General features: G+C 55.6%; 29 protein-coding genes. 14 read left to right on the forward strand and 15 right to left on the reverse strand.

Features of this window, described 5'->3' with window-relative positions; genetic code table 11:
* Positions 1–228: 228 nt before the first annotated feature.
* Entirely contained in the window at positions 229–1,662 is a 1,434-nt protein-coding gene (dacB, locus tag AC2CGP_RS13975; protein WP_015369511.1) for a serine-type D-Ala-D-Ala carboxypeptidase, read from the forward strand.
* A 44-nt stretch (positions 1,663–1,706) separates the two neighbouring features.
* On the opposite strand, the gene cgtA is transcribed toward dacB, so the two are convergent.
* The 4 genes from cgtA to rplU all read right to left on the reverse strand — a co-directional run bounded on the left by cgtA (position 1,707) and on the right by rplU (position 4,552).
* The gene (cgtA, locus tag AC2CGP_RS13980; protein ID WP_015369510.1) at positions 1,707–2,882 is read right to left on the reverse strand and encodes an Obg family GTPase CgtA; all 1,176 of its coding nucleotides are present in this window, start codon (positions 2,880–2,882) and stop codon (positions 1,707–1,709) included.
* Positions 2,883–2,897: 15 nt separating this feature from the next.
* A complete protein-coding gene (locus tag AC2CGP_RS13985; protein ID WP_015369509.1) occupies positions 2,898–3,863 on the reverse strand; it encodes a DMT family transporter in 966 nt (321 codons plus the stop codon).
* 98 nt (positions 3,864–3,961) lie between these two features.
* The gene (gene rpmA / locus AC2CGP_RS13990) at positions 3,962–4,219 is read right to left on the reverse strand and encodes a 50S ribosomal protein L27 (protein WP_002434222.1); all 258 of its coding nucleotides are present in this window, start codon (positions 4,217–4,219) and stop codon (positions 3,962–3,964) included.
* 21 nt (positions 4,220–4,240) lie between these two features.
* Entirely contained in the window at positions 4,241–4,552 is a 312-nt protein-coding gene (gene rplU, locus AC2CGP_RS13995) for a 50S ribosomal protein L21 (protein WP_015703604.1), read from the reverse strand.
* Between the two features lie 260 nt (positions 4,553–4,812).
* Here rplU and ispB point away from each other — a divergent pair, with 260 nt between their 5' ends.
* Both ispB and sfsB read left to right on the forward strand, forming a co-directional pair.
* The gene (ispB, locus tag AC2CGP_RS14000; RefSeq protein ID WP_484502362.1) at positions 4,813–5,784 is read left to right on the forward strand and encodes an octaprenyl diphosphate synthase; all 972 of its coding nucleotides are present in this window, start codon (positions 4,813–4,815) and stop codon (positions 5,782–5,784) included.
* A gap of 195 nt (positions 5,785–5,979) precedes the next feature.
* Entirely contained in the window at positions 5,980–6,252 is a 273-nt protein-coding gene (sfsB, locus tag AC2CGP_RS14005) for a DNA-binding transcriptional regulator SfsB (protein WP_015703605.1), read from the forward strand.
* 62 nt (positions 6,253–6,314) lie between these two features.
* Here the strand turns inward: sfsB and murA are convergent, their stop codons facing one another.
* The 7 genes from murA to mlaF all read right to left on the reverse strand — a co-directional run bounded on the left by murA (position 6,315) and on the right by mlaF (position 11,122).
* Positions 6,315–7,574: a UDP-N-acetylglucosamine 1-carboxyvinyltransferase gene (gene murA / locus AC2CGP_RS14010; RefSeq protein ID WP_015369505.1), complete on the reverse strand. Its 1,260-nt coding sequence runs from the start codon at positions 7,572–7,574 to the stop codon at positions 6,315–6,317.
* Between the two features lie 54 nt (positions 7,575–7,628).
* On the reverse strand, positions 7,629–7,883 hold the full coding sequence (gene ibaG, locus AC2CGP_RS14015) for a BolA family iron metabolism protein IbaG (RefSeq protein ID WP_015369504.1): 255 nt from the start codon (positions 7,881–7,883) through the stop codon (positions 7,629–7,631).
* Positions 7,884–8,019: 136 nt separating this feature from the next.
* Entirely contained in the window at positions 8,020–8,310 is a 291-nt protein-coding gene (gene mlaB, locus AC2CGP_RS14020) for a lipid asymmetry maintenance protein MlaB (RefSeq protein ID WP_015369503.1), read from the reverse strand.
* Positions 8,310–8,945 (reverse strand): phospholipid-binding protein MlaC, encoded by a 636-nt coding sequence (mlaC, locus tag AC2CGP_RS14025; protein ID WP_015369502.1) that lies wholly within the window; start codon positions 8,943–8,945, stop codon positions 8,310–8,312. The genes mlaB and mlaC overlap by 1 nt, the downstream gene beginning before the upstream one ends.
* A gap of 18 nt (positions 8,946–8,963) precedes the next feature.
* Positions 8,964–9,515: an outer membrane lipid asymmetry maintenance protein MlaD gene (gene mlaD, locus AC2CGP_RS14030; protein ID WP_015369501.1), complete on the reverse strand. Its 552-nt coding sequence runs from the start codon at positions 9,513–9,515 to the stop codon at positions 8,964–8,966.
* A gap of 4 nt (positions 9,516–9,519) precedes the next feature.
* Complete coding sequence (gene mlaE, locus AC2CGP_RS14035; protein WP_015369500.1) at positions 9,520–10,302, reverse strand: lipid asymmetry maintenance ABC transporter permease subunit MlaE; 783 nt, start codon at positions 10,300–10,302, stop codon at positions 9,520–9,522.
* 7 nt (positions 10,303–10,309) lie between these two features.
* Positions 10,310–11,122 (reverse strand): phospholipid ABC transporter ATP-binding protein MlaF, encoded by an 813-nt coding sequence (mlaF, locus tag AC2CGP_RS14040; protein WP_015369499.1) that lies wholly within the window; start codon positions 11,120–11,122, stop codon positions 10,310–10,312.
* Between the two features lie 206 nt (positions 11,123–11,328).
* Here mlaF and AC2CGP_RS14045 point away from each other — a divergent pair, with 206 nt between their 5' ends.
* Genes AC2CGP_RS14045 through npr form a run of 11 tightly spaced genes read left to right on the forward strand, consistent with a single transcriptional unit; the run spans position 11,329 to position 19,213 of the window.
* Positions 11,329–12,306, forward strand: a complete 978-nt coding sequence (locus AC2CGP_RS14045) for a calcium/sodium antiporter (protein WP_015369498.1) — start codon at positions 11,329–11,331, stop codon at positions 12,304–12,306.
* Between the two features lie 14 nt (positions 12,307–12,320).
* On the forward strand, positions 12,321–13,307 hold the full coding sequence (kdsD, locus tag AC2CGP_RS14050) for an arabinose-5-phosphate isomerase KdsD (RefSeq protein ID WP_015369497.1): 987 nt from the start codon (positions 12,321–12,323) through the stop codon (positions 13,305–13,307).
* A 14-nt stretch (positions 13,308–13,321) separates the two neighbouring features.
* Positions 13,322–13,888 carry a 3-deoxy-manno-octulosonate-8-phosphatase KdsC gene (kdsC, locus tag AC2CGP_RS14055; RefSeq protein WP_015369496.1) on the forward strand — a complete coding sequence of 189 codons (567 nt, stop codon included), beginning with the start codon at positions 13,322–13,324 and terminating at the stop codon, positions 13,886–13,888.
* Positions 13,885–14,460, forward strand: coding sequence for an LPS export ABC transporter periplasmic protein LptC (gene lptC / locus AC2CGP_RS14060; protein ID WP_015369495.1), 576 nt, complete (start codon positions 13,885–13,887; stop codon positions 14,458–14,460). The genes kdsC and lptC overlap by 4 nt, the downstream gene beginning before the upstream one ends.
* Positions 14,429–14,974: a lipopolysaccharide ABC transporter substrate-binding protein LptA gene (lptA, locus tag AC2CGP_RS14065; RefSeq protein WP_015369494.1), complete on the forward strand. Its 546-nt coding sequence runs from the start codon at positions 14,429–14,431 to the stop codon at positions 14,972–14,974. The genes lptC and lptA overlap by 32 nt, the downstream gene beginning before the upstream one ends.
* Positions 14,975–14,980: 6 nt before the next feature.
* Positions 14,981–15,706, forward strand: coding sequence for an LPS export ABC transporter ATP-binding protein (lptB, locus tag AC2CGP_RS14070; protein ID WP_004206203.1), 726 nt, complete (start codon positions 14,981–14,983; stop codon positions 15,704–15,706).
* Between the two features lie 47 nt (positions 15,707–15,753).
* Entirely contained in the window at positions 15,754–17,187 is a 1,434-nt protein-coding gene (gene rpoN, locus AC2CGP_RS14075) for an RNA polymerase factor sigma-54 (RefSeq protein ID WP_015703606.1), read from the forward strand.
* Positions 17,188–17,209: 22 nt separating this feature from the next.
* Entirely contained in the window at positions 17,210–17,497 is a 288-nt protein-coding gene (gene hpf, locus AC2CGP_RS14080; RefSeq protein ID WP_004125711.1) for a ribosome hibernation promoting factor, read from the forward strand.
* Between the two features lie 58 nt (positions 17,498–17,555).
* Positions 17,556–18,044 carry a PTS IIA-like nitrogen regulatory protein PtsN gene (ptsN, locus tag AC2CGP_RS14085; RefSeq protein WP_015369492.1) on the forward strand — a complete coding sequence of 163 codons (489 nt, stop codon included), beginning with the start codon at positions 17,556–17,558 and terminating at the stop codon, positions 18,042–18,044.
* A gap of 45 nt (positions 18,045–18,089) precedes the next feature.
* Positions 18,090–18,944 (forward strand): RNase adapter RapZ, encoded by an 855-nt coding sequence (gene rapZ / locus AC2CGP_RS14090; RefSeq protein ID WP_015369491.1) that lies wholly within the window; start codon positions 18,090–18,092, stop codon positions 18,942–18,944.
* Complete coding sequence (gene npr, locus AC2CGP_RS14095) at positions 18,941–19,213, forward strand: PTS phosphocarrier protein NPr (protein ID WP_002918431.1); 273 nt, start codon at positions 18,941–18,943, stop codon at positions 19,211–19,213. The genes rapZ and npr overlap by 4 nt, the downstream gene beginning before the upstream one ends.
* 22 nt (positions 19,214–19,235) lie before the next feature.
* Here npr and mtgA read toward each other — a convergent pair whose 3' ends face one another.
* The 4 genes from mtgA to mnmL form a co-directional block, all read right to left on the reverse strand.
* The gene (mtgA, locus tag AC2CGP_RS14100; RefSeq protein ID WP_015369490.1) at positions 19,236–19,961 is read right to left on the reverse strand and encodes a monofunctional biosynthetic peptidoglycan transglycosylase; all 726 of its coding nucleotides are present in this window, start codon (positions 19,959–19,961) and stop codon (positions 19,236–19,238) included.
* Positions 19,958–20,611, reverse strand: a complete 654-nt coding sequence (gene elbB / locus AC2CGP_RS14105; RefSeq protein ID WP_020077831.1) for an isoprenoid biosynthesis glyoxalase ElbB — start codon at positions 20,609–20,611, stop codon at positions 19,958–19,960. The genes mtgA and elbB overlap by 4 nt, the downstream gene beginning before the upstream one ends.
* A gap of 234 nt (positions 20,612–20,845) precedes the next feature.
* Positions 20,846–23,182 (reverse strand): aerobic respiration two-component sensor histidine kinase ArcB, encoded by a 2,337-nt coding sequence (gene arcB / locus AC2CGP_RS14110; protein WP_015369488.1) that lies wholly within the window; start codon positions 23,180–23,182, stop codon positions 20,846–20,848.
* Positions 23,183–23,289: 107 nt separating this feature from the next.
* Positions 23,290–24,216 carry a tRNA modification radical SAM protein MnmL/YtqA gene (gene mnmL / locus AC2CGP_RS14115; protein ID WP_032710614.1) on the reverse strand — a complete coding sequence of 309 codons (927 nt, stop codon included), beginning with the start codon at positions 24,214–24,216 and terminating at the stop codon, positions 23,290–23,292.
* Positions 24,217–24,391 lie beyond the last annotated feature (175 nt).

Here is a 24,391-nt window from a genome sequence, read left to right on the forward strand (position 1 = left end):
ACCTCTTTATCATTCCTTCATGGAACGGACGGAGTCGTTCCGCCATCGGTCACGTCTTAGCCATGGCCGAAGCAAAAAGAAAACCGACCCGGGAAACACTCCCCAGGTCAGCAGCAATTTTCAATTTGATACGCATTTTACCCTGAAGTTCACTATGGGTCATCGTTTACTTTACAGGGTGATGCACCGTAGTATGACGGCTTGGTTTCAGGTTGTTAGCGCGAGATTATGCGATTTCCCAGATTTATCATCGGATTGACTGCCGGTATAGCGCTTAGCGCTCAGGCCGCGAATATTGACGAGTACATCAGCCAGCTTCCTGCCGGCGCGAACCTTGCCTTTATGGCGCAGAAGGTTGGCTCCCCGACGCCGGAGATAGACTTTCACAGCCAGCAGATGGCGCTGCCTGCCAGTACCCAGAAGGTGATCACCGCGCTGGCCGCGTTGCTGCAGTTGGGGCCGGATTTCCGCTTCACCACGACGCTGGAAACCAAAGGCTCCCTTGACGGCGGTGTGCTGAAAGGCGACCTGATTGCCCGCTTCGGCGGCGATCCGACGCTAAAGCGTCAGGATATCCGCAACATGGTGGCGTCGCTGAAAAAAGCCGGCGTGCAGCGTATTGAAGGCAATGTGCTTATCGATACCTCGGTTTTCGCCAGCCACGATAAGGCTCCCGGCTGGCCGTGGAACGATATGACGCAGTGCTTCAGCGCCCCGCCAGCGGCGGCGATCGTTGATCGCAACTGTTTCTCCGTCTCGCTCTATAGCGCACAGAAAGCGGGCGATTTGGCCTTCATCCGCGTGGCGTCTTACTATCCGGTCACCATGTTCAGCCAGGTGCGGACGCTGGCGCGCGGCTCCGCAGAAGCGCAGTACTGCGAGCTGGACGTTGTGCCGGGCGATCTCAACCGCTATACCCTCACCGGCTGCCTGCCGCAGCGCAGCGAGCCGCTGCCGCTGGCGTTCGCCATTCAGGATGGCGCAGGCTATGCAGGCGCGATCCTGAAAGCCGAGCTCGCCGATGCGGGGATCACCTACAGCGGTACTCTTCTGCGCCAGACGCTGGCCAACGATCCGGGTACCGTGCTGGCGACGACTCAATCGGCGCCGTTGCACGATCTTCTGCGCATCATGTTGAAGAAATCCGACAACATGATTGCTGATACGGTGTTCCGTACTATCGGCCACGCGCGAATGGGCGTACCGGGAACCTGGCGCGCCGGCTCCGACGCGGTACGGCAAATCCTGCGCCAGCAGGCGGGTATTGACCTCGGTAACACGATTATCGCCGATGGCTCAGGCCTGTCCCGGCACAACCTGATCGCGCCGGCAACGATGATGCAGGTATTGCAGTACATCGCTCAGCACGACAATGAACTCAACTTTATCTCGATGTTGCCGCTTGCCGGGCACGATGGTTCGCTGCAGTATCGTGCCGGTCTTCATCAGGCGGGCGTTGACGGTAAGGTTTCGGCGAAGACCGGTTCGCTGCAGGGGGTATATAACCTGGCAGGTTTCATTACCACCGCCAGCGGCCAAAAGATGGCCTTCGTACAGTACCTCTCCGGCTATGCGGTGCCGCCGGGCGACCAGCGCAACCGCCGCATACCATTGGTGCGCTTCGAAAGTCGACTGTATAAAGATTTGTACCAGAACAACTAAAACAAAAGGGCCGCATTGGATGATGCGGCCCTTTTTACTCAGGATTAACGTTTGTAGATGAATTCGACGCCTTCTTCGTCGTCTTCGTCCCAGTCGTCATCCCAGTCTTCGTCATCTTCTTCCAGTTCGGCTTCTTCAAGCTGCTGACGGTGATAGTCGTCCCACATGAACTCGACTTTCTCCGGCTTCTGCTCTTCTTCCGCCTGCACGATTGGGTTTTCGATGATAAAGGTCATCACGTCCCAGCACAGCTCTTTAACGCCCTGCTGGCTGGCCGCGGAGATCAGGTAGAACTTGTCTTCCCAACCCAGCGCTTCGGCGATGGCCTTCGCTTTGGCTTCAGCCTCCGCTTTGTCCATCAGGTCAATCTTGTTGAAGACCAACCAGCGCGGTTTAGAGGCCAGCTTCTCGCTGTATTTCTCCAGTTCGCCGATGATAATGCGCGCATTCTCAACCGGATCGGAACCGTCGATAGGCTCGATGTCGATGAGGTGCAGCAGCACGCGGCAGCGCTCGAGGTGCTTAAGGAAGCGAATACCAAGGCCAGCGCCTTCCGCCGCGCCTTCAATCAGCCCCGGAATATCGGCGACCACAAAGCTCTTCTCGTTATCCATACGCACCACGCCCAGGCTCGGCACCAGGGTGGTAAATGGATAGTCGGCCACTTTCGGCTTCGCCGCGGAGACCGCGCGAATGAAGGTGGATTTACCGGCATTCGGCATCCCCAGCATCCCCACGTCGGCCAGCAGCATCAGTTCGAGCTGCAGATCGCGCTTATCGCCCGGCGTACCCATAGTTTTCTGACGCGGGGTACGGTTAACGGATGATTTGAAGCGCGTGTTGCCAAGACCGTGCCAGCCGCCTTTCGCGACCATTAAACGCTGACCGTGCTTGGTCATATCGCCCATGGTCTCGCCGGTTCCCTGGTCGATGACGCGGGTCCCTACAGGCACTTTCACCGTGACATCTTTACCGCGTTTACCGGTGCAGTCGCGGCTCTGACCGTTCTGTCCGCGTTCTGCGCGGAAAGATTTTTCGAATCGATAGTCGATCAGGGTGTTGAGGTTCTCGTCAGCTTCCAGCCAAACGTCGCCGCCGTCACCGCCATCGCCGCCGTCCGGGCCGCCTCGCGGAATATATTTTTCGCGGCGGAAGCTAACGCAACCATTGCCGCCGTCACCTGCTACGACCAGGATCGTTGCTTCATCTACAAACTTCATTTTACTCTCCGTAAATCATTCGCCTGAGCGGGGCAGCGGTACAACCGCTTCTCGCTTGCGCCAGCGTCCCCAAAGACGATGGCCAATGGCGGAATACATCGCGCCCGCAACCACGACAAACGCACCGAGATAACCAATCAGGTTTAACATCGGTCTGGCGAAAACATCGGGCCAGGCCATTGATAATAAATCAGAAAACAGTAGCGTAAACAGTGGCGTTAAGGTAATTAACGCGCTGACCTGCGCCGCCTGCCAGCGCGCCATGGCTTCCGCCAGCGCCCCGTAGCCGACCAGGGTATTCAGCCCGCAAAAAATCAGGCAAGCCAGTTGCCAGTCGCTCAGTTGGGATATTACCCCCGGTTTAGCGAGTGGCAGTAATGCGATAGTACATAAAGTGTACAGCAAAAATAGTATCTGCTGTGATGCCAGGCGCCGCAATAACACCTTTTGCGCGACCCCGTAGCTTACCCACACCGTTGCCGCTGCGACACCAAAAATTACCCCCCACGTGTAGTCCGTGAGACGGGTAAAGATTTCAATCAGGCTGGTGTTGAAAAACATCACTAGCCCGCTGAGCAACATCAGCGCCCCCACAACCTGGGTACCGCGCATGCGCTCTTTCAGAATCACAACGCTTGCCACCATCATGCCGACCGGCGATAGCTGGCCGATGACCTGGGAGGCCGTTGGACTGAGATATTGCAGGGAAGAGCTGAACAGAATGAAGTTACCGAACAGACCGCCGGTAGCAATCGCTAATAAAACCAACCAGCGCGGCTTGCGAAAAATTCGCAGCGGCGGCAATTTGCCTTTGATGGCAAGGATCGCGCCAAGACCAATACTGGCCATCAAAAAGCGATAAAAGACCACCGTTGGCGGCTCCATCACTTCAAGAACCTGCTTCATTGCAATTGGCAGTGCTCCCCAACACATCGCGGTGGTTAGCGCCAAAAGAATGCCAATGCCGGCCTGCTGCTTCATGATGCCCGTTTTCCCTGCAGAAATTTTTCCGGGATTCTAATGTAAAAAGCCCCGCAACGTGTTGCGGGGCTTTCATCCGTCACCAGGACGCGAAAAACTTATTCAGCAACGATGCTGATGAATTTACGGTTTTTCGGGCCTTTAACTTCGAACTTGACTTTACCGTCAGTCAAAGCGAACAGAGTGTGGTCACGGCCGCAACCAACGTTGGTGCCAGCGTGGAATTTAGTACCACGTTGACGAACGATGATGCTACCTGCCAGAACTGCTTCACCGCCGAAACGTTTTACGCCCAGACGTTTAGCTTCTGAATCGCGACCGTTACGAGTCGAGCCGCCAGCCTTTTTATGTGCCATTTAAATCTACTCCCTCAAGTCTTAGGCGCTGATGCCAGTGATTTTCACATCAGTGAACCACTGACGGTGGCCTGCTTGCTTACGATAGTGTTTACGACGACGAAACTTAACGATTTTAACTTTCTCGCCACGACCGTGAGCAACAACTTCAGCTTTGATTACGCCGCCCTCAACGAAAGGAACGCCGATCTTGATTTCTTCACCGTTTGCGATCATCAGAACTTCAGCGAACTCAACAGCTTCGCCAGTTGCGATGTCCAGCTTTTCCAGGCGAACGGTCTGACCTTCGCTTACTCGGTGTTGTTTACCACCACTTTGGAAAACCGCGTACATATAAAACTCCGCTTCCGCGCACCTCTTCGTGTGATTCAGAGTGCGCTATAAATATTCACAATAGGGCGCGAATATTACGCAAAACGCGACCCTTTGACAAGAGCGATCATCGATCAACGCAGAAAAAAAACACAACTTTCACGCTAACGTTTATCTGCGCTGATTTTTCAGTACAATCATATCTTCTTTTAATTCTATCTTAATCCTTCTGTGATCCCACCTGGATTCGCGGTAACAGGACATTTGGCCCGGCTTTTGCGATGAATTTAGAAAAAATCAATGAGTTAACCGCGCAGGATATGGCGGGTGTCAATGCGGCAATCCTTGAGCAGCTCAACTCAGATGTTCAGCTTATCAATCAGTTAGGCTACTACATCGTCAGCGGAGGCGGAAAACGTATTCGTCCGATGATCGCCGTGCTTGCAGCTCGCGCGGTCGGCTATCAGGGGAATGCGCACGTCAACATCGCCGCACTGATCGAATTTATTCATACCGCGACCCTACTGCATGACGACGTCGTCGACGAGTCCGATATGCGCCGCGGCAAAGCGACGGCCAACGCCGCGTTCGGTAACGCCGCCAGCGTACTGGTGGGCGACTTTATCTACACCCGCGCCTTCCAGATGATGACTCGTCTCGGTTCGCTGAAGGTGCTGGAGGTGATGTCGGAAGCCGTAAACGTCATTGCCGAAGGCGAAGTCCTGCAGTTGATGAACGTCAACGACCCGGATATCACGGAAGAGAACTATATGCGGGTCATCTACAGTAAGACCGCCCGTCTGTTTGAAGCCGCTTCGCAGTGTTCCGGTATCCTGGCTGGTTGCAGCGCGGAAGAAGAACAGGCGCTGCAGGATTATGGCCGTTACCTCGGCACCGCGTTTCAGCTGATTGACGATCTGCTGGATTACAGTTCCGATGGCGAACGCCTTGGCAAAAACGTCGGTGATGACCTGAACGAAGGCAAACCAACGCTGCCTCTGCTACACGCTATGCATCACGGTACCGCGGATCAGGCGGCGATGATTCGCGGTGCTATCGAGCAGGGTAACGGGCGCCATCTGCTTGACGCGGTACTTGAAACCATGGCGGCCTGCGGTTCGCTGGAGTGGACGCAGAAACGTGCGGAAGAAGAAGCCGATAAAGCTATCGCCGCACTGCAGGTTCTGCCGGATACGCCATGGCGCGATGCCCTCATCGGCCTTGCGCATATCGCCGTTCAGCGCGACCACTAATCCCCTCCTCTCTCCCGTGCTCACCGCGCGGGAGGGTTCCAATAAAATCCAATATTCTTCAAATAATGCCAGAAACCTTAATATATTCTGAATATACAAGAACGATAATGGAACTTGTTAAAACCATATAAGAACCAGGGTATAGTATTTCGGCCGTCCGTATTGACGCGCAGACAGTTATCACCGGGAGAATTTATGGATAAGTTCATCGACTGGCATTCAGCGGATATTATTGCCGGCCTTCGCAAAAAGGGGACGTCCCTCGCAGCTGAGTCACGACGTCACGGATTAAGCTCTTCTACGCTTGCCAACGCGCTAACCCGTCCGTGGCCTAAAGGCGAATTGATTATTGCGAACGCGCTGGGAACCGATCCGTGGGTTATCTGGCCATCGCGTTACCACGACCCCATTACCCATCAGTTCATCGACAGAACGCAGATGATGCGTCAGAAGAGACATAAGACCTAACGTGAGGGAGAGATCGATAACAGCCCCCGGACGGACGTCAGAGGGCTGCTACCGCAGCAGAATTACTCGCCTTTGACGCGTTCGATATTCGCGCCCAGAGCCTGCAGTTTATCTTCGATGCGCTCATAGCCGCGATCGATATGATAGATTCGGTCGACGATGGTCGTCCCTTCCGCAATACAACCCGCCAGCACCAGGCTTGCAGATGCACGCAGGTCGGTCGCCATGACCTGTGCGCCGGACAGCTTCGCGACACCATGGCAAATCGCGGTATTACTTTCGATTTCCGCGTGCGCGCCCATACGGATCAGTTCCGGAATGTGCATGAAGCGGTTCTCGAAGATGGTTTCGGTGATAACGCCCGTTCCTTCAGCCACCAGGTTCAGCAAGGTGAACTGCGCCTGCATGTCGGTTGGGAAACCCGGGTGCGGCGCGGTACGCACGTTGACCGCTTTCGGACGGTTGCCGTGCATATCGAGGCTAATCCAGTCTTCACCGACTTCAATGTCCGCGCCAGCTTCACGCAGCTTAGCCAGTACCGCATCCAGGGTATCAGGCTGCGCATGGCGGCACATAATTTTACCGCCGGAGATCGCCGCAGCGACCAGGAAGGTACCGGTTTCGATACGGTCCGGCAGCACGCGATAAACGCCGCCACCCAGACGCGCAACGCCCTCAATGGTGATACGGTCGGAACCCTGACCCGTAATCTTCGCGCCCAGCGCGTTAAGGAAGTTAGCGGTATCGACGATTTCCGGCTCGCGCGCGGCGTTTTCAATCACGGTCGTGCCTTCAGCCAGCGTCGCCGCGCTCATGATAGTCACGGTCGCGCCTACGCTGACCTTATCCATCACGATATGCGCGCCTTTCAGACGCCCGTTAACCGACGCCTTCACATAGCCTTCTTCCAGTTTGATTTCCGCGCCCAGCTGTTCCAGGCCGGTAATGTGCAGGTCGACCGGACGCGCGCCGATAGCGCAGCCGCCCGGCAGAGAAACCTGGCCCTGGCCGAAACGCGCCACCAGCGGCCCCAGCGCCCAGATGGAAGCGCGCATGGTTTTCACTAAATCGTACGGAGCACAGAAAACATTTACCGGGCCAGCATCGATCCATACGGAACCATTGCGCTCGACCTTCGCGCCCAGCTGGCTCAGCAGCTTCATGGTGGTATCGATATCTTTCAGCTTCGGTACGTTCTGGATTTCAATCGGCTCTTCGGCTAACAGCGCGGCAAAGAGGATTGGCAGGGCAGCGTTTTTAGCGCCGGAAATGGTGACCTCGCCCTGCAGGCGAGTCGGCCCCTGAACACGGAATTTATCCATTGATTCTGTTCTCGGTTAAAAATTCATCAACGCTGTAGGGAACATCCCTACAGCTTAAAAGCCATTAAGTTTGCGATCGCGTGCCCATTCTTGCGGGGTAAACGCTTTGATCGACAGCGCATGAATGCGATTGTCGGCAATATATTCCATCAGCGGCGCGTAGATTGCCTGCTGTTTTTTTACCCGGCTCATGCCGTCAAACATCTCACCCACAGCGATAACCTGAAAGTGGCTGCCATCGCCAGAGACGTGGACTTCCTGAAGGGAGAGTGCGTTCATCAGCACGGTCTGAATTTCATGATTTTCCATGGGATCACATTTTTCTGAGTGTGAAAACAGCCCAACATCTTAGAGGAAAGTGGCGCTGTCTTAAACAAGCAAAAAGCCCCATCGAACAGATTGATGGGGCTTTCAGAATAGCTTCAGCATTAACCTACTGAAAAATTTACGGGATCATGTCCGCCGGAAGGTTGTAAAGACTAACCAGCGTTTGCAGGTTTTCGCTTTTCCCTACCACTTGCGCCGTTTTGCCCTGCCGACGTACCAGCGCGACAAAATGAACCAGCAACGCTACCCCGGCGCTATCGACCCGTGAAACGTCGCTGAGGTCGATAGTGGATACGCCGTCGGTCGCCTGCGCGCGTGCATTCCACAGCGGCAGTATAAATTCCTGATCCAGTTCGCCGCGCAACGCCAGGCGTTCACCGTCGCGGTTCCAGCTCAGTTGTTCGCTCATTATTTCTTCTGATCCAGAGTGATAGGCTGGGCAGAAATAGCTTTCAGCTGCGCGGTCAGACCATCAACACCTTTCGTGCGCAGCAGGTCGCTCCACTCGTTTTGTTTGGTGGTGATCATGCTGACGCCTTCGGCGATCATGTCATAAGCCTGCCAGTTGCCGGTCTGGGTATTTTTACGCCATTGGAAGTCCAGACGTACCGGAGGACGGCCATTCGGGTCGAGGATGGTGACGCGAATCGGCACGATGGTTGCGCTGCCCAGCGGCTGCTCAGGCGCAATTTGGTAAGTCTGGCCGTGATACATCGCCAGCGCCTGACCGTAAGCCTGTTTCAGATACTCGCGGAAGGCGGCGAAATAGGCTTCACGTTGTGCAGGCGTCGCCTCTTTGTAGTAACGGCCCAGCACCAGCGCGCCGGCATATTTCACCTGCACGTAAGGCAGCAGTTCCTGATCGACGATATCACGCAGATAGTTCGGGTTGGCTTTGATCTTCGGCTGTTCGTTCTTCAGACGATCGAAGGTCTTCTGCGCCGCTTCGTCCATCAACTTATACGGGTTAGTTTGATCCGCGGCATGCGCGGCTGTTAGTGGAGCAATCACCAGCATGGCGACCATGAGTAAGCGTTTAAACATATCTTGTCTCTCCTGAAATTAATGCGTCATGCCGGCCTGCGGCGTAGCGTCAGTATGACCCTCAGCCGCCGCCTTATCATTGTCAGAATTCTGATTATCGCTGCCCTTGCTGTTATAGAGGAACTGGCCTATCAGATCTTCCAACACCATGGCGGACTTGGTGTCCTGAATCGTACCGCCGTCTTTAAGAATCGCGGTGCCCAGTTCCGGGTCTTCAAAACCGACGTTCAGCGCCAGGTACTGCTCCCCGAGCAAACCAGAAGTACGAATCGCCAGCGAGCTGGTATCCGGAATGTGGTTGTAGCTTTCGTCGATATCGATGGCAACGCGCGGCAGATAGGTTTTTGGATCGAGGGTGATATCCGCGACGCGACCGACCACCACACCGCCGATGCGCACCGGTGAACGCGCTTTCAGGCCGCCGATGTTATCGAAGGTCGCATAAAGACGATAAGTCGGTTCGGTACGCAACGAGGTGACGTTCGCCGCCTTCAGACAGACAAATAGCGCCGCCAGCAGCGCCGCCAGTAAGAACACACCTACCCAGATCTCATTTTTTTTCGTTTGCATGAACTTAATTCCCAAACATCAGCGCAGTCAGCACAAAATCCAGCCCCAGAACCGCCAGCGACGAATGCACCACGGTGCGCGTCGTTGCCCGGCTAATTCCAGCGGAAGTGGGGATAGCGTCATAACCATTGAATAACGCAATCCAGGTTACCGTAACGGCAAAAACCAGACTTTTAATCAGGCAGTTAACCAGATCCATTCGCCAGTCGACGGCATTTTGCATCGCGGTCCAGAAGAACCCCGCGTCGATGCCTTTCCAGCTGACGCCAACCAGCGAACCGCCCCAGACGCCCACGGCGACGAATATGATCGTCAACAGCGGTAGCGAAATAACCCCGGCCCAGAAGCGCGGCGAAATCACCCGGCGCAGCGGATCCACCGCCATCATTTCCATGCTGGAGAGCTGCTCGGTCGCCCGCATCAGGCCAATCTCGGCGGTTAACGCCGAACCGGCTCGCCCGGCGAAAAGCAGTGCGGCTACCACCGGCCCCAGCTCGCGCAGCAGCGACAGCGCCACCAGCATACCCAGGCTGGTCTCTGCGCTATAGGTCGTTAATACCAGATAGCCCTGCAGCCCCAGTACCATACCGATGAACAGCCCCGAGACGATAATAATCAGCATCGATAACACGCCGACGTTATACAGCTGGCGCACCAGCAGCGGAGCATGTTTGCGAAATTCCGGCTTGCCCACCACGGCATTAAACAGCATTAATCCGGCGCGCCCGAAGGTCGCGGTGGTTTTGATGCCGCGGTGTCCGAGCGCTGCCAACGCATTGAATAGCATGAGTCGTTTAGCTCCCTTTGCCTAATAAATCATGGTGGTAATCGCCCGCAGGATAGCGGAACGGCACCGGGCCGTCAGCGATGCCATCAATGAACTGGCGCACGCGCGGATCGCTATTTTCACGCAGCGATTGCGCGCTGCCGTGGGCAACGATTTTCTTATCCGCCACGATGTAGGCGTAATCCGCAATGCTCAACACTTCCGGTACGTCGTGCGATACCACAATGCAGGTCACTCCCAGGGTACTATTCAGCTCTGAGATAAGTTTAACCAATACGCCCATGGTGATGGGATCCTGTCCGACGAAAGGTTCATCAAACATGATCAGATCCGGCTCAAGGGCAATCGCCCGCGCCAACGCCGCGCGCCGCGCCATCCCGCCGGAGAGTTCCGAAGGCATCAGTTTCGCCGCGCCGCGTAGCCCAACCGCCTCCAGCTTCATCATGACGGTGGTGTGCAGTAGCGCATCCGGCAACTGAGTATGTTCGCGCAGCGGGTAAGCTACGTTATCAAACACGTTCATATCGGTGAATAGCGCGCCGGACTGAAACAGCATGCTCATGCGTTTACGCACGGTATACAGCCGCGAGCGCGTCATTTGCGGCACGTTTTCGCCGTCAAACAGGATCTCGCCGCTGTCGGGCGGGATCTGGCCGCCGATCAAACGCAGCAGGGTCGTCTTGCCGATCCCCGATGGCCCCATAATGGCGGTAATCTTGCCGCGAGGCACCGATAGCGAGATATCATCGAAGATGACGCGGTCGCCCCGAGAGAAACGAATACCGCGAACCTCGACTAAATTCGCCAGAGTTTGGCTCATAAAATCATCCTTACTAAACCTTCGGGCTAAGCATGGCGCTTTCTTTCACCACAAACCCAACATTTTTACAGAATCTTACCTGCCCGGGTTAGCGAAAGCTGGCATTTGTTTTACTTTTGCCACACATAAAGTCAAAATTAAGAATTCGTTACGCTGCGTACGGACGGCCAGCGAGGCGACGATTATACCTGAAGAAAGGACTTTAGATGCTCTTAGCAACGGCTCTGTTAATAATTGGTTTACTGCTGGTAGTTTACAGCGCCGATCGTCTGGTATACGCCGCTTCAATACTGTGTCGCATGATGGGGATCCCGCCGCTCATCATCGGCATGACGGTCGTGAGCATCGGTACCAGCCTGCCGGAGATCATCGTTTCCACCGCCGCCTCCCTTCACGGGCAAACCGATCTGGCGATCGGTACGGCGTTGGGATCCAATATTACGAATATTCTATTAATTCTCGGTCTTGCCGCCCTGCTCCATCCATTTACCGTGCATTCTGATATCCTGCGCCGCGAATTGCCGCTAATGTTGCTGGTCAGTTTACTGGCGGGATTTGTGCTCTACGATGGCCAGCTCTCGCGTCTGGACGGGCTGTTTTTACTGGCGCTGGCCATACTGTGGCTGGTGTTTACCCTAAAAATAGCGCGCCTGGCGGAACGTCAGGGTAGCGATAGCCTGACCCGGGAACAGCTGGCGGAGCTACCGCGCGGTGGTTCGCTACCCGTCGCCCTGCTGTGGCTTGGGGTGGCGATGATCGTCATGCCGATGGCCACCCGTATGGTAGTAGATAACGCCACGGTGTTGGCGAACTATTTCGCCATTAGCGAACTGACGGTGGGCTTAACGGTCATTGCTATCGGCACCAGCCTGCCGGAACTGGCTACCGCTATCGCCGGCGCACGAAAAGGGGAAGACGATATCGCCATCGGGAATATCATTGGCGCCAATATCCTTAATCTCGTGCTGGTGCTCGGGCTGCCGGCGTTAATCGCCCCTGGCGCCTTCCCTGCTGAAGCTTTTACGCGCGACTACAGCGTGATGCTGCTGGTCAGCGCGATCTTCGCGCTGCTGTGCTGGCGGCGTAAACGGCAGCCGGGGCGCGTAGCGGGCGCCTTGCTGGTCGGCGGCTTTATGGTTTGGTTGGCGGTGCTGTTCTGTTCAGCGCCGTACTTCGTTGAATGAATTGGGGTAACATCATGTCGCAAATAGATTTGCCAACGGATTTTGACTTTCAACAGGCAGGACGTCAGGTTCTGGAAATTGAACGTGAAGGTCTGGCCCAGCTCGATCAGTATATTAATGAAGATTTCACCCGCGCCTGTGAGACGATTTTCCGCTGCGGCGGTAAGGTCGTAGTGATGGGTATGGGCAAATCCGGGCATATCGGGCGCAAAATGGCGGCGACCTTCGCCAGTACCGGCACCTCGGCTTTTTTTGTCCATCCCGGTGAAGCCGCTCACGGCGATTTGGGGATGGTGACGCCGCAGGATGTGGTCATCGCGTTATCTAATTCCGGTGAATCTAATGAAATCCTGGCGTTGATTCCGGTGCTTAAACGCCAGCAGGTGCCGCTTATCTGCGTCACCAGCCGTCCGGATAGCAGCATGGCGCGCGCCGCCGATATTCATCTGTGTGTGAAAGTGCCGAAAGAGGCCTGTCCGCTAGGGCTGGCGCCGACCTCCAGCACCACCGCCGCGCTGGTGATGGGTGACGCCCTCGCCGTGGCGCTGCTCGAAGCGCGCGGCTTTACCGCCGAAGATTTCGCCCTGTCGCACCCCGGCGGCGCACTCGGTCGTAAGCTGCTGCTGCGGGTCAATGATATTATGCATACTGGCGACGAGATCCCCCACGTCGGCCTGCAGGCTACCCTGCGCGACGCGCTGCTGGAAATCACCCGCAAAAATCTGGGCATGACGGCCATCTGCGATGACGAGATGAATATCATCGGCATCTTCACCGATGGCGACCTGCGCCGCGTCTTCGATACCGGCGTCGATATGCGCAACGCCAGCATCGCTGAAGTCATGACCCCAGGCGGGATCCGCATTCGTCCAGGCATGCTGGCGGTAGATGCGCTCAACCTGATGCAGTCCCGCCATATCACCTGCGTGCTGGTTGCCGATGGCGACCGGCTGCTAGGTGTGGTACATATGCACGATCTGCTGCGCGCTGGCGTAGTGTAAGTAAGGATAAAATAATGAATAATGCTGATGCCCAGGTCGACACCTGCTACGGGCCGGTAAGCCAGGAATTTATCGACCGGGCGGCGAAGATCCGTTTACTGATCCTCGACGTCGACGGCGTGCTTTCCGATGGTCTTATCTATATGGGCAACAACGGCGAAGAGCTGAAAGCGTTTAACGTCCGCGATGGCTACGGGATCCGCTGCGCGCTGACTTCCGGTATTGAAGTCGCGATTATTACCGGGCGAAAAGCTAAACTGGTAGAAGACCGCTGCCAGACGCTGGGCATTACGCATCTGTATCAAGGTCAGTCCGATAAGCTGTTGGCGTTTCGTGAATTATTAAGCAAACTGGCGGTTCGCCCGGATGAAGTCGCTTATATTGGCGACGATCTGATCGACTGGCCGGTAATGGCGGAAGTCGGTTTAAGCGTCGCCGTCGCCGATGCGCATCCGCTGCTGCTCCCGCGGGCGAATTACGTCACGCGAATTAACGGCGGACGCGGCGCGGTACGCGAAGTCTGCGATTTGTTACTATTGGCGCAGGGCAAGCTTGATGAGGCCAAAGGGCAATCAATATGAGTAAAACCAGACGTTGGGTTATCATCTTACTATCGCTGGTCGCGTTGATCCTGATCGGCCTGAACCTGGCGAGTACGGACGACACCGCGACCGTCGCGGTCAATCCTAACGATCCGACGTATAAAAGCGAGCATACCGATACCGTGGTGTACAGCCCGGAAGGCGCGCTGAGTTATCGTCTGATAGCCGAGCATGTCGAATACTTTTCCGAACAAGAAGTATCGTGGTTCACCAATCCGGTGATGACCACCTTTGATACCAATAAGGTTCCGACCTGGTCAATCAGAGCGGATAAAGCCAAGTTAACCAACGACCGTATGCTGTATCTTTACGGCCATGTTGAGGTCGACGCGTTGAGCCCCGACTCTCAACTGCGCAAAATTACCACCGATAACGCGCAGGTAAACCTGGTGACCCAGGATGTAACCTCTGACGATATGGTGACGTTGTACGGAACAACATTTAATTCCAGCGGCCTGAAAATGCGCGGGAACCTACGCAGCAAAAATGCCGAGCTGATTGAAAAGGTTAGAACCTCTTATGAAATTCAGAACAAACAAACTCAGCCTTAACATTGCGCTCGCAAGCGCGCTTCTGGCCGCCAGCCTGCCGGCTCTGGCAAAAACCGGCGATACCGATCAGCCGATTCACATCGAGTCCGATCAGCAGTCGTTGGATATGCAGGGCAACGTCGTGACCTTCACCGGCAACGTGGTCGTCACCCAAGGGACCATTAAAATCAATGCCGACAAAGTCGTGGTTACCCGCCCTGGCGGTGAAAAAGGCAAAGAGGTGATCGACGGTTTCGGCAATCCGGCCACCTTCTATCAGATGCAGGACAACGGCAAGCCGGTGAAAGGCCGCGCGTCGAAAATGCATTATGAACTGCAGAACGATTTCGTGGTGCTGACCGGCAACGCGCATCTGGAACAGCTGGATAGCAATATTCAGGGCGACAAAATCACCTATCTGGTGAAAGAGCAGAAAATGCAGGCCTTCAGCAACAAAGGCGGTCGCGTGACTACGGTGCTGGTACCTTCGCAGTTGCAGGACAAAAGCGGCGATCAGCAGAAGAAAGGTAAGTAATCCGTTATGGCAACATTAACTGCAAAAAATCTCGCCAAAGCCTACAAAGGCCGCCGCGTGGTGGAAGACGTCAGCCTGACCGTCAACTCCGGTGAAATCGTCGGCCTGCTGGGCCCGAACGGCGCCGGTAAGACCACCACCTTTTATATGGTGGTAGGCATCGTGCCGCGCGACGCCGGCAACATCATCATTGACGATGAAGATATCAGCCTGCTGCCGCTACATGCCCGCGCGCGGCGCGGCATCGGTTACCTGCCGCAGGAAGCCTCTATTTTCCGCCGCCTGAGCGTCTACGATAATCTGATGGCGGTGCTACAGATCCGCGACGATCTCAGCAGCGAGCAGCGTGAAGATCGCGCTAAAGAGCTGATGGAAGAGTTCCACATTGAACACCTGCGCGATAGCCTGGGCCAGGCGCTCTCCGGCGGTGAACGCCGCCGCGTCGAAATCGCCCGCGCGCTGGCGGCGAACCCGAAATTCATCCTGCTGGATGAACCGTTCGCCGGGGTTGACCCTATCTCTGTTATCGATATTAAACGCATCATCGAACACCTGCGCGACAGCGGGCTGGGCGTACTCATTACTGACCATAACGTCAGGGAGACGCTGGCGGTCTGTGAACGAGCTTATATCGTGAGCCAGGGCCATCTCATCGCCCACGGCACCCCGCAGCAAATCCTTGAAGACGAGCAGGTTAAACGCGTGTACCTTGGGGAAGACTTCAGACTCTGATAGGGTAGAGGTTATAGACGTTTTAGCCGGAGATATTGACCCTGAACATGAAGCAAGGTTTGCAATTAAGGCTAAGCCAACAGCTTGCCATGACGCCCCAACTGCAGCAGGCCATCCGCTTGTTGCAGCTGTCCACGTTAGAACTCCAGCAAGAACTCCAGCAGGCGCTGGAGAGTAACCCGTTGCTTGAGCAAACCGATCTTCACGAAGAGGTTGAAACCACAGAAGCCGAGGACCGCGAGTCTCTGGATACCGTCGACGCGCTCGAACAAAAAGAGATGCCGGACGAGCTCCCGCTGGACGCCAGCTGGGATGAAATCTACACCGCCGGCACGCCGTCGGGTAATGGCGTCGACTACCAGGACGATGAACTGCCGATCTATCAGGGTGAGACCACCCAAAGCCTGCAGGATTATCTGATGTGGCAGGTCGAGCTCACGCCATTCACCGATACCGACCGCGCGATAGCCACCTCCATCGTCGATGCCGTTGACGATACCGGCTACCTCACTATTTCCATTCAGGACATTGTCGACAGTATCGAAGATGATGAAATTGGTCTTGAGGAAGTTGAAGCGGTACTCAAGCGCGTACAGCGTTTCGATCCGGTCGGCGTCGCCGCCAGGGATCTCCGTGACTGCCTGCTGATCCAGCTTTCACAATTTGCCAAAGAGACACCGTGGCTGGAAGAAGCCAGGTTGATTATCAGCGAGCATCTTGATCTCCTGGCCAACCACGATTTCCGTAGCCTGATGCGCGTCACTCGCTTGAAAGAAGACGTTCTGAAAGAGGCGGTTTGCCTGATCCAGTCGCTGGATCCGCGCCCGGGTCAGTCCATTCAAACCAGCGAGCCGGAATACGTGATCCCGGATGTACTGGTGCGCAAGGTTAACGGCCGCTGGGTCGTCGAGCTCAATTCCGACAGCATTCCGCGGCTGAAGATTAATCAGCAATACGCGGCGATGGGCAATAATGCGCGCAACGACGCCGACAGCCAGTTTATCCGCAGCAACCTGCAAGAAGCCCGCTGGCTGATTAAGAGCCTTGAGAGCCGTAACGATACCCTGCTGCGCGTCAGCCGCTGCATCGTCGAACAGCAGCAGGCCTTCTTTGAGCAGGGTGAAGAATTTATGAAACCGATGGTGCTGGCGGATATCGCCCAGGCCGTCGAGATGCATGAATCAACCATTTCACGCGTTACCACGCAAAAATATCTGCACAGTCCACGCGGTATTTTTGAGTTGAAGTATTTCTTCTCCAGCCACGTCAATACCGAAGGCGGCGGCGAAGCCTCGTCTACCGCCATTCGTGCGCTGGTGAAGAAGTTAATCGCCGCGGAGAACCCCGCGAAGCCGTTGAGCGACAGCAAGCTCACCACCATGCTCTCCGATCAGGGTATTATGGTGGCGCGGCGCACTGTTGCTAAGTACCGAGAGTCTTTATCCATTCCGCCGTCAAACCAGCGCAAACAACTGGTCTGACACAACCGATAAGGAAGACACTATGCAGCTCAACATTACAGGACACAACGTCGAGATCACTCCCGCCATGCGCGACTTCGTCACTACGAAGTTCAGCAAACTGGAGCAGTTTTTCGATAGGATCAACCAGGTCTATATTGTGTTAAAAGTAGAGAAGGTGACGCAAATCGCGGACGCCAATTTGCATGTCAACGGTGGCGAAATCCATGCCAGTGCGGAAGGGCAGGATATGTATGCCGCTATCGATGGTCTTATCGATAAGCTGGCAAGACAGTTAACAAAACATAAAGATAAACTGAAACAACACTAATTGTCCGGGCGATCGCCCTTATCCGCAGCCCGCGGATAAGGGCAGCTCAGGTGAAATTATGATGAACAACGATTCCGCTCTACAACTGAGCAATGTCCTTAACCAGGATTGTACCCGTAGCCAGGTTCACTGCCAGAGCAAGAAACGCGCGCTGGAAATCATCAGCGAACTGGCGGCGAAGCAGCTAGGTTTACCGCCGCAGGTGGTCTTTGAAGCGATCCTGACCCGTGAAAAAATGGGCAGTACCGGGATCGGCAACGGCATTGCGATCCCTCACGGCAAGCTTGAAGAGGATACCCTGCGCGCCGTTGGCGTATTTGTGCAGTTGGAAACGCCGATCGCCTTCGATGCGATCGACAATCAGCCGGTCGATCTGCTGTTTGCGCTACTGGTGCCGGCCGATCAAACCAAAACCCATCTGCATACGCTCTCGCTGGTCGCCAAACGTCTGGCGGACAAAACCATCTGCCGTCGCCTGCGCGCTGCGGTGAGCGATGAAGAGTTGTATGAGATCATCACCGAAGCAGGAAGCAGCGATGACGCTTAACGTGAGTCGCGTCTTAACCTTTATCGTACTGAGGAGAAACGGTACATGGTACTGATGATCGTCAGCGGCCGCTCTGGCTCGGGGAAATCCGTCGCCCTGCGAGCGCTGGAAGATATGGGCTTCTACTGTGTGGATAACCTGCCGGTAGTGCTGTTGCCTGAGCTGGCGCGAACGCTGGCCGACCGCGATATCTCTGCGGCCGTCAGCATTGACGTGCGCAATATGCCGGAATCACCGGAAATCTTTGAACAAGCGATGCAGAATCTGCCGGAATCCTTCTCCCCGCAGCTGCTGTTCCTTGATGCCGACCGCAACACCCTGATCCGCCGCTACAGCGATACCCGTCGCTTACATCCGCTCTCCAGCAAGAATCTGTCGCTTGAAAGCGCGATCGACGAAGAGAGCGATCTGCTTGAGCCGCTGCGCTCCCGTGCGGATCTGATCGTCGATACTTCCGAAATGTCGGTGCATGAACTGGCCGAGATGCTGCGTACCCGCCTGTTAGGTAAACGCGAGCGTGAATTGACGATGGTCTTTGAATCATTCGGCTTCAAACACGGTATCCCTATCGATGCCGATTACGTGTTTGACGTCCGCTTCCTGCCAAACCCGCACTGGGATCCGAAGCTGCGCCCCATGACCGGCCTCGATAAACCGGTTGCCGCCTTCCTCGATCGCCATACGGAAGTGCATAACTTTATTTACCAGACGCGTAGCTATCTGGAGCTATGGTTGCCGATGCTGGAAACCAATAACCGCAGCTATCTGACGGTAGCCATTGGTTGTACCGGCGGTAAGCATCGCTCGGTCTATATTGCCGAACAGCTGGCTGACTACTTCCGTTCGCGCGGTAAGAACGTGCAATCTCGTCACCGGACGCTGGAAAAACGTAAATCATGACCGTCAAGCAAACCGTTGAAATCACCAACAAGCTGGGCATGCACGCGCGCCCGGCAATGAAGCTTTTCGAGCTGATGCAGAATTTCGATGCGGAAGTGTTGCTACGCAACGACGAAGGCACCGAAGCGGAAGCCAACAGCGTTATCGCCCTGCTGATGCTGGATTCCGCCAAAGGACGCCAAATTGAGGTTGAGGCCAGCGGCCCGCAGGAAGTCGAAGCGCTGGCGGCGGTGATTGCGCTGTTCAACGCCGGGTTTGATGAAGACTAATCATCTCCCGGCGGGATCGCGGTTAATGCAGCTTATTGGCCTGCATAAAGCCTTCGCCGCCTAACTGACGCATCTGGCGCAGGATCCACGCCTGTCGGCTATGAACATAGCCTGATGGCGCATCGGCGCGAAAACGAATCGGGTTCGGTAATACCGCCGCCAGCAGCGCGGCCTCTGCAGGGGTCAAACGGCTGGCCGGCTTATGAAAATAGCGCTGGGCCGCCGCTTCTACGCCGAAAATACCGTCGCCAAACTCGGCAATATTCAAGTACACGGTAAGAATGCGCTTCTTGCTCCAGACCGTTTCGATCCCGACGGTCAAGCCCACTTCCAGCCCCTTGCGCAACCAGCTGCGGCCATCCCATAAAAACAGGTTTTTCGCCGTCTGCTGAGAGAGCGTCGACGCGCCGCGAATACGATTTTCATTCCGTTCGTTGTGCGCCAGCGCTTTTTCGATTGCCGGCACGTCAAAACCCCAGTGGTCGGGGAATTTCTGATCTTCAGCAGCAATCACCGCCAGCCCCATCCAGGGGGAAATCTCGTCCATGCCAACCCAATCAGAATGGGCGACATAATGGAAATCACCGGAGAACCAGGCGCTAACCTGGCGCTCCAGCATCACCGCTGAGAACGGCACCGGCAGGACGCTGAATACGGCGATACCGCCGCCCCAGAACACCACACAGACCAGCAGCAGGCGTAACAGCAGGCGCTTAATCATCGCCAGCGGCGCAACACGCTTACTCATTCAGCGAGAACCAGTACGCGATCGACCAGTTTCTCAATACCGCTGGCGGCCTCGGCAATATTCTGCGCCAGCATATAAGCAGGCGTGGTCACCACCTTGTTGTCTTCATCGACCACGATGTCGTCAACCGGGCACGGCACGTGCTCCGCGCCCATCTCTTCCAGCACCTCGGCAGTATCCGGATCGGTACCGATGGTTATCCGCAGCGGCGTCGGGAAAATCTTCGGCAACAGCGCCGGCGCGATACACATAAAGCCCAGCGGCTTACCCGCTTCGTGCATCGCCAGCGTTAATGCCTGCAGATCGCGATCAACAACGCATTCACTTCCCTGGGCGGCAAAATTACTCAGGTTTTTCGCCGCGCCAAAGCCGCCTGGCACAACCAGCGCATCCAGCTCGTCCGCGCGGGCGCTGGCCAAAGGCTGAATAGCGCCGCGCGCCAGGCGCGCCGCTTCAATCAGCACATTGCGGCTTTCCGCCATCGTTTCGCCGGTCAGATGGTTGATCACGTCGGTTTGCGCCTTATCCGGCGCAAAGCAAACCGCCTGCGCGCCGCGACGCGCAATGGCCAACAGGGTAATGACCGCTTCATGGATTTCTGCGCCGTCGTAAACACCACAGCCGCTTAGTACCACGCCAATCTTCTTCATCTTGCTAACCCCTTAGCGCAACTCTATGAAACAAGTAAATAATTTTGATTTACTCGCTATGCTTCACATATTTTACCGATTCACGTAACAAAATATTTATGGTTTGCTATCTTAATGAGCGAGCAAGCCAAATCCTCAGGTTGCGCCGTGTAAAAAAATCACTCGAACAATCCTGGCTCAACAACCAGTTCCCTGGTGTTGGCGCAGTATTCGCGCACCCCGGTTTATCCGGGGTCATTTTTTATCCGCCGCCGCAATCCAGGCCTTCAGTACCGCAACATCGTTTTGCCACTCGGATTTCATCTCTTCTACCCACTCGCCGACGTTGTCTTCCCAGGCGGGTAAATCTGGCGTTTGGATCTGCTGCCCTAATTGCTGGATATGGCGCAAGCCTATCGACCCCGCCGCGCCCTTAATTTTATGGCCTTCATCGACGATACCTTTCTGGTCGCGCGCGGTGAGATTCGATTCCAGCACGGACATGTAGCCCGGCATCATCTTCTCGAACACCGCCAGCCCGTCGGTAATCAGCTTCGGTCCCACCAGCTCAATATATTGTTCCAGCATGTCGGTATCCAGTACCGATGCCGATTTCGCCACATCCACCGCAGGCGCCTCATGGCCATCGTCTTCCGGCGCATCCCAGAATTTCTTGATGATCGCGGTTAACGCCGGTACCGACAGCGGCTTGCTCAGTACATCATCCATGCCGGCATCAAGGTACTCTTTTTTGTCCTTCAGGACGTTGGCGGTCAGCGCCACCAGCGGCGGCAACTCATCGGCGGCATAGCGTTGTTTTAGCTGTCGCGAGATATCGAGGCCGGTCATGTCCGGTAGCTGAATGTCCAGCAGCACCAGGTCGTATTCGCCGGGTTCGAACATCTCCAGCGCGGCTTTACCTGTCATCGCCACGTCCACGCTGTTGCCCAATTTTTCCAGCACCGAACGGGCGACAATCACGTTCAGTTCGATATCTTCCACCAGCAGCACATTCAGCGCCGGCAGCGGCATATCGTCTTCGGCCAGCGTATCTTCAACTTCATCAGCTACCGCCTGCGCGTGTACGGTCAAGGTAAACGTCGCCCCCTGCCCCGGCTGGCTGGTCACGCTGATATCGCCACCCATATTGCGCGCCAGCCGGCGCGATACCGCCAGCCCGATACCGGTACCGGTTGCCGGTTTACCGCCGTGGCTGTCTTTCACCTGATAATACATGGCGAAAATTTTGTCCTGCTCCGCCTGCGGGATACCGATACCGGAGTCCTCGACTTCGAAGTGCAGCATATCGCCTTCGTCATAGCGGACGCGCACGGTGACATTGCCCTGTTGGGTAAACTTCACCGCATTGCTGATCAGGTTCCACAGGATCTGCCGCAGACGCGTGCCATCGGTTATCACCTTATGCGGCAGCGGCTGGGTTGGCTCCATCACAAAGCGCAAACCTTTCTGCTGCGCCTGCAGGCCTGAGAGGTTCTCCAGATCGGCAAGGAAGCTGGTAAAATCCACCTCCTGATTATCAAGCTGAACTTTGCGCCGCTCCATCTTATCCATATCGATAATATCGTTGAAGATATTCCCCAGCGTCACCGCTGAAACATGGATAGTTTTCAGATATTTTTCCTGCTCGTTGGTCAATTCAGTATCCAGCAGGATGCGGCTGAGCCCAACGATGCCATTGAGCGGCGTACGCAGCTCGTGGCTGATGGTTGAGATAAAGGTGGTCTTGTCCCGGCTGGCGCGCTCCAACGCGTCCTGATAGCGCTTACGCTCGGTAATATCGCGGCCAAAGCCCATCAGGCCACGGCGCTTGCCCACGCGGTCATAGTAGGGGACCTTGCGGATCTCAAAGCAGGCTTTACGCCCATCGGGATAATCGAGCCATTGTTCGTAGGTCAGTGAGACATTATGGCGGAAGACTTTCTCATCGGTCTCCAGCACTTTCACCGCGGCTTCTTCGCTATAGACATCCTGCGGCTTGAGGTGAATCAGCTGCTTTTCGCTTTTACCGGTCAACAATTCCATCGCCCGGTTACAGCCGGAGAACTCTTTATCTTCGTTACGATAGAAAACCAGATCCGGTGAGGCATCAAGGAAAGAGCGCAGGAAAGAGGATTGTTGCTCTAGCTGAATTTGCGTCTCTTCGCGCTCTTTCATCTCTATTTTCAGCTGTTCCAGCGTGGTTTCGCGCTCCGCTTCCGCTTTTTCACGTTCGCCAATTTCCTGGTTCAACTGGGCGATATTATCCTTGAGCTGTACGTTAAGCTTAAGATCGCGCTCGCGCATCTCTTCCAGCTTTTCCACCAGCCGCGAGAGGCGCTGACGCGACTCTTCCAGCTGTTCGACCACCACTGACAGAAAATAGACCGCCCAGGGGGTAATCAGCAGCCCGAAGAAGATAGAGCGGATGACATCAATACTCTCCACCTGTCCATGCAGCACCATCGTGACGGCCATCTGCACCACGATAGCCAGCACCACCAGCGCCAGAGCCAACAGCATTGAAAAGCGCACCAGACCTAACTTCATCATCAGGTCGACATAGTACTGCGCCAGCATACGAATTTGCTTCATGAGGGATTCCTTATCGCCAACTCCGCACAATAATACCCAATTCTGAACATTACGCTGTAAGTTGTGCAAAAAATGCGGCGGTAATCAGCCGTTAAGGAAGTGGAACATCAGGCAGGCTGGATCCACGGCGTCCCCAATGCCGACCCCTGAACGCCATAGGCATTAAGGTATTTGTCCAGCTCGACCATACCGGTCCAGCGGTTTTCGCACCACAGCGGTGCCAGTAGCGTTGGGCGACGGGCGCTGGCCGAGATGCGATGGTAAATCACCTCCGGCGGGGTATGGCGAATCATCTCACCGGCGGTGACCGTATAGTCATCCAGCGCAATACCGTTCAGGCGACCCGCCTGCCAGGCTTTCGCCATGATGCTGCCGGTCACAATATGCAGCGGGTGCAGCTTAATACCATCGACGCCGGTGTCGACCACCCGTTGCAGGGTGTGCAGGCACTGCTGCTGGGTTTCGCCCGGCAGGCCGACGATAAGATGCGCGCAGACTTTTAATCCGCGTTCGCGCGCCAGTCGGGTGGTGCGCTGGTAGCAGGCAAAGTCATGGCCGCGATTGATACGATGCAGCGTTTTATCATGCGCGGTCTGCAATCCCAGCTCCAGCCAGATTTCATAGCCCTGCTCCCGATATTCGCTGAGCAGGTCCAGCACCCCATCGGGAACGCAGTCGGGGCGGGTGCCGACGCACAGCCCCACGATATTCGCCTGGCTCACCGCCTGCTGATACATTGAACGCAGCAGCTGCACTTCGGCAAACGTGCTGGTATAAGCCTGAAAATAGGCGAGATAACGTTTCGCGCGGTTGACCAACTGCGCCTGGTGCGCCAGCTGATCGGCAATCGAACGGTACTGCTGGGCCTCGTCGGCGAAGGAGGCGACATTACAAAATGTGCAGCCGCCGCGGCCAATTGTGCCATCCCGGTTCGGGCAACTAAATCCACCATGCAGCGTCAGTTTATGAACCTTTTCGCCGTAGCGGCGCGTAAGATCCCCACCAAACATGTTGACTAATTTTTGTAACTGCATAATCTGATAGACCGGCCTCAAGAAAGGGGCCAAGCCTGCCATTTTTAGCCTCCGACGGCGATGACCTGGATCAATCGTCAGCGCGGCCGCTTACCTCATTGCATATTAAATCAAAATAAACGCGGTTTCATTCACACTCGCGGTAATAACATTTACTTATACTTCAATGCTGAGT

Source organism: Klebsiella sp. SYXHC3 (genome assembly GCF_057196925.1).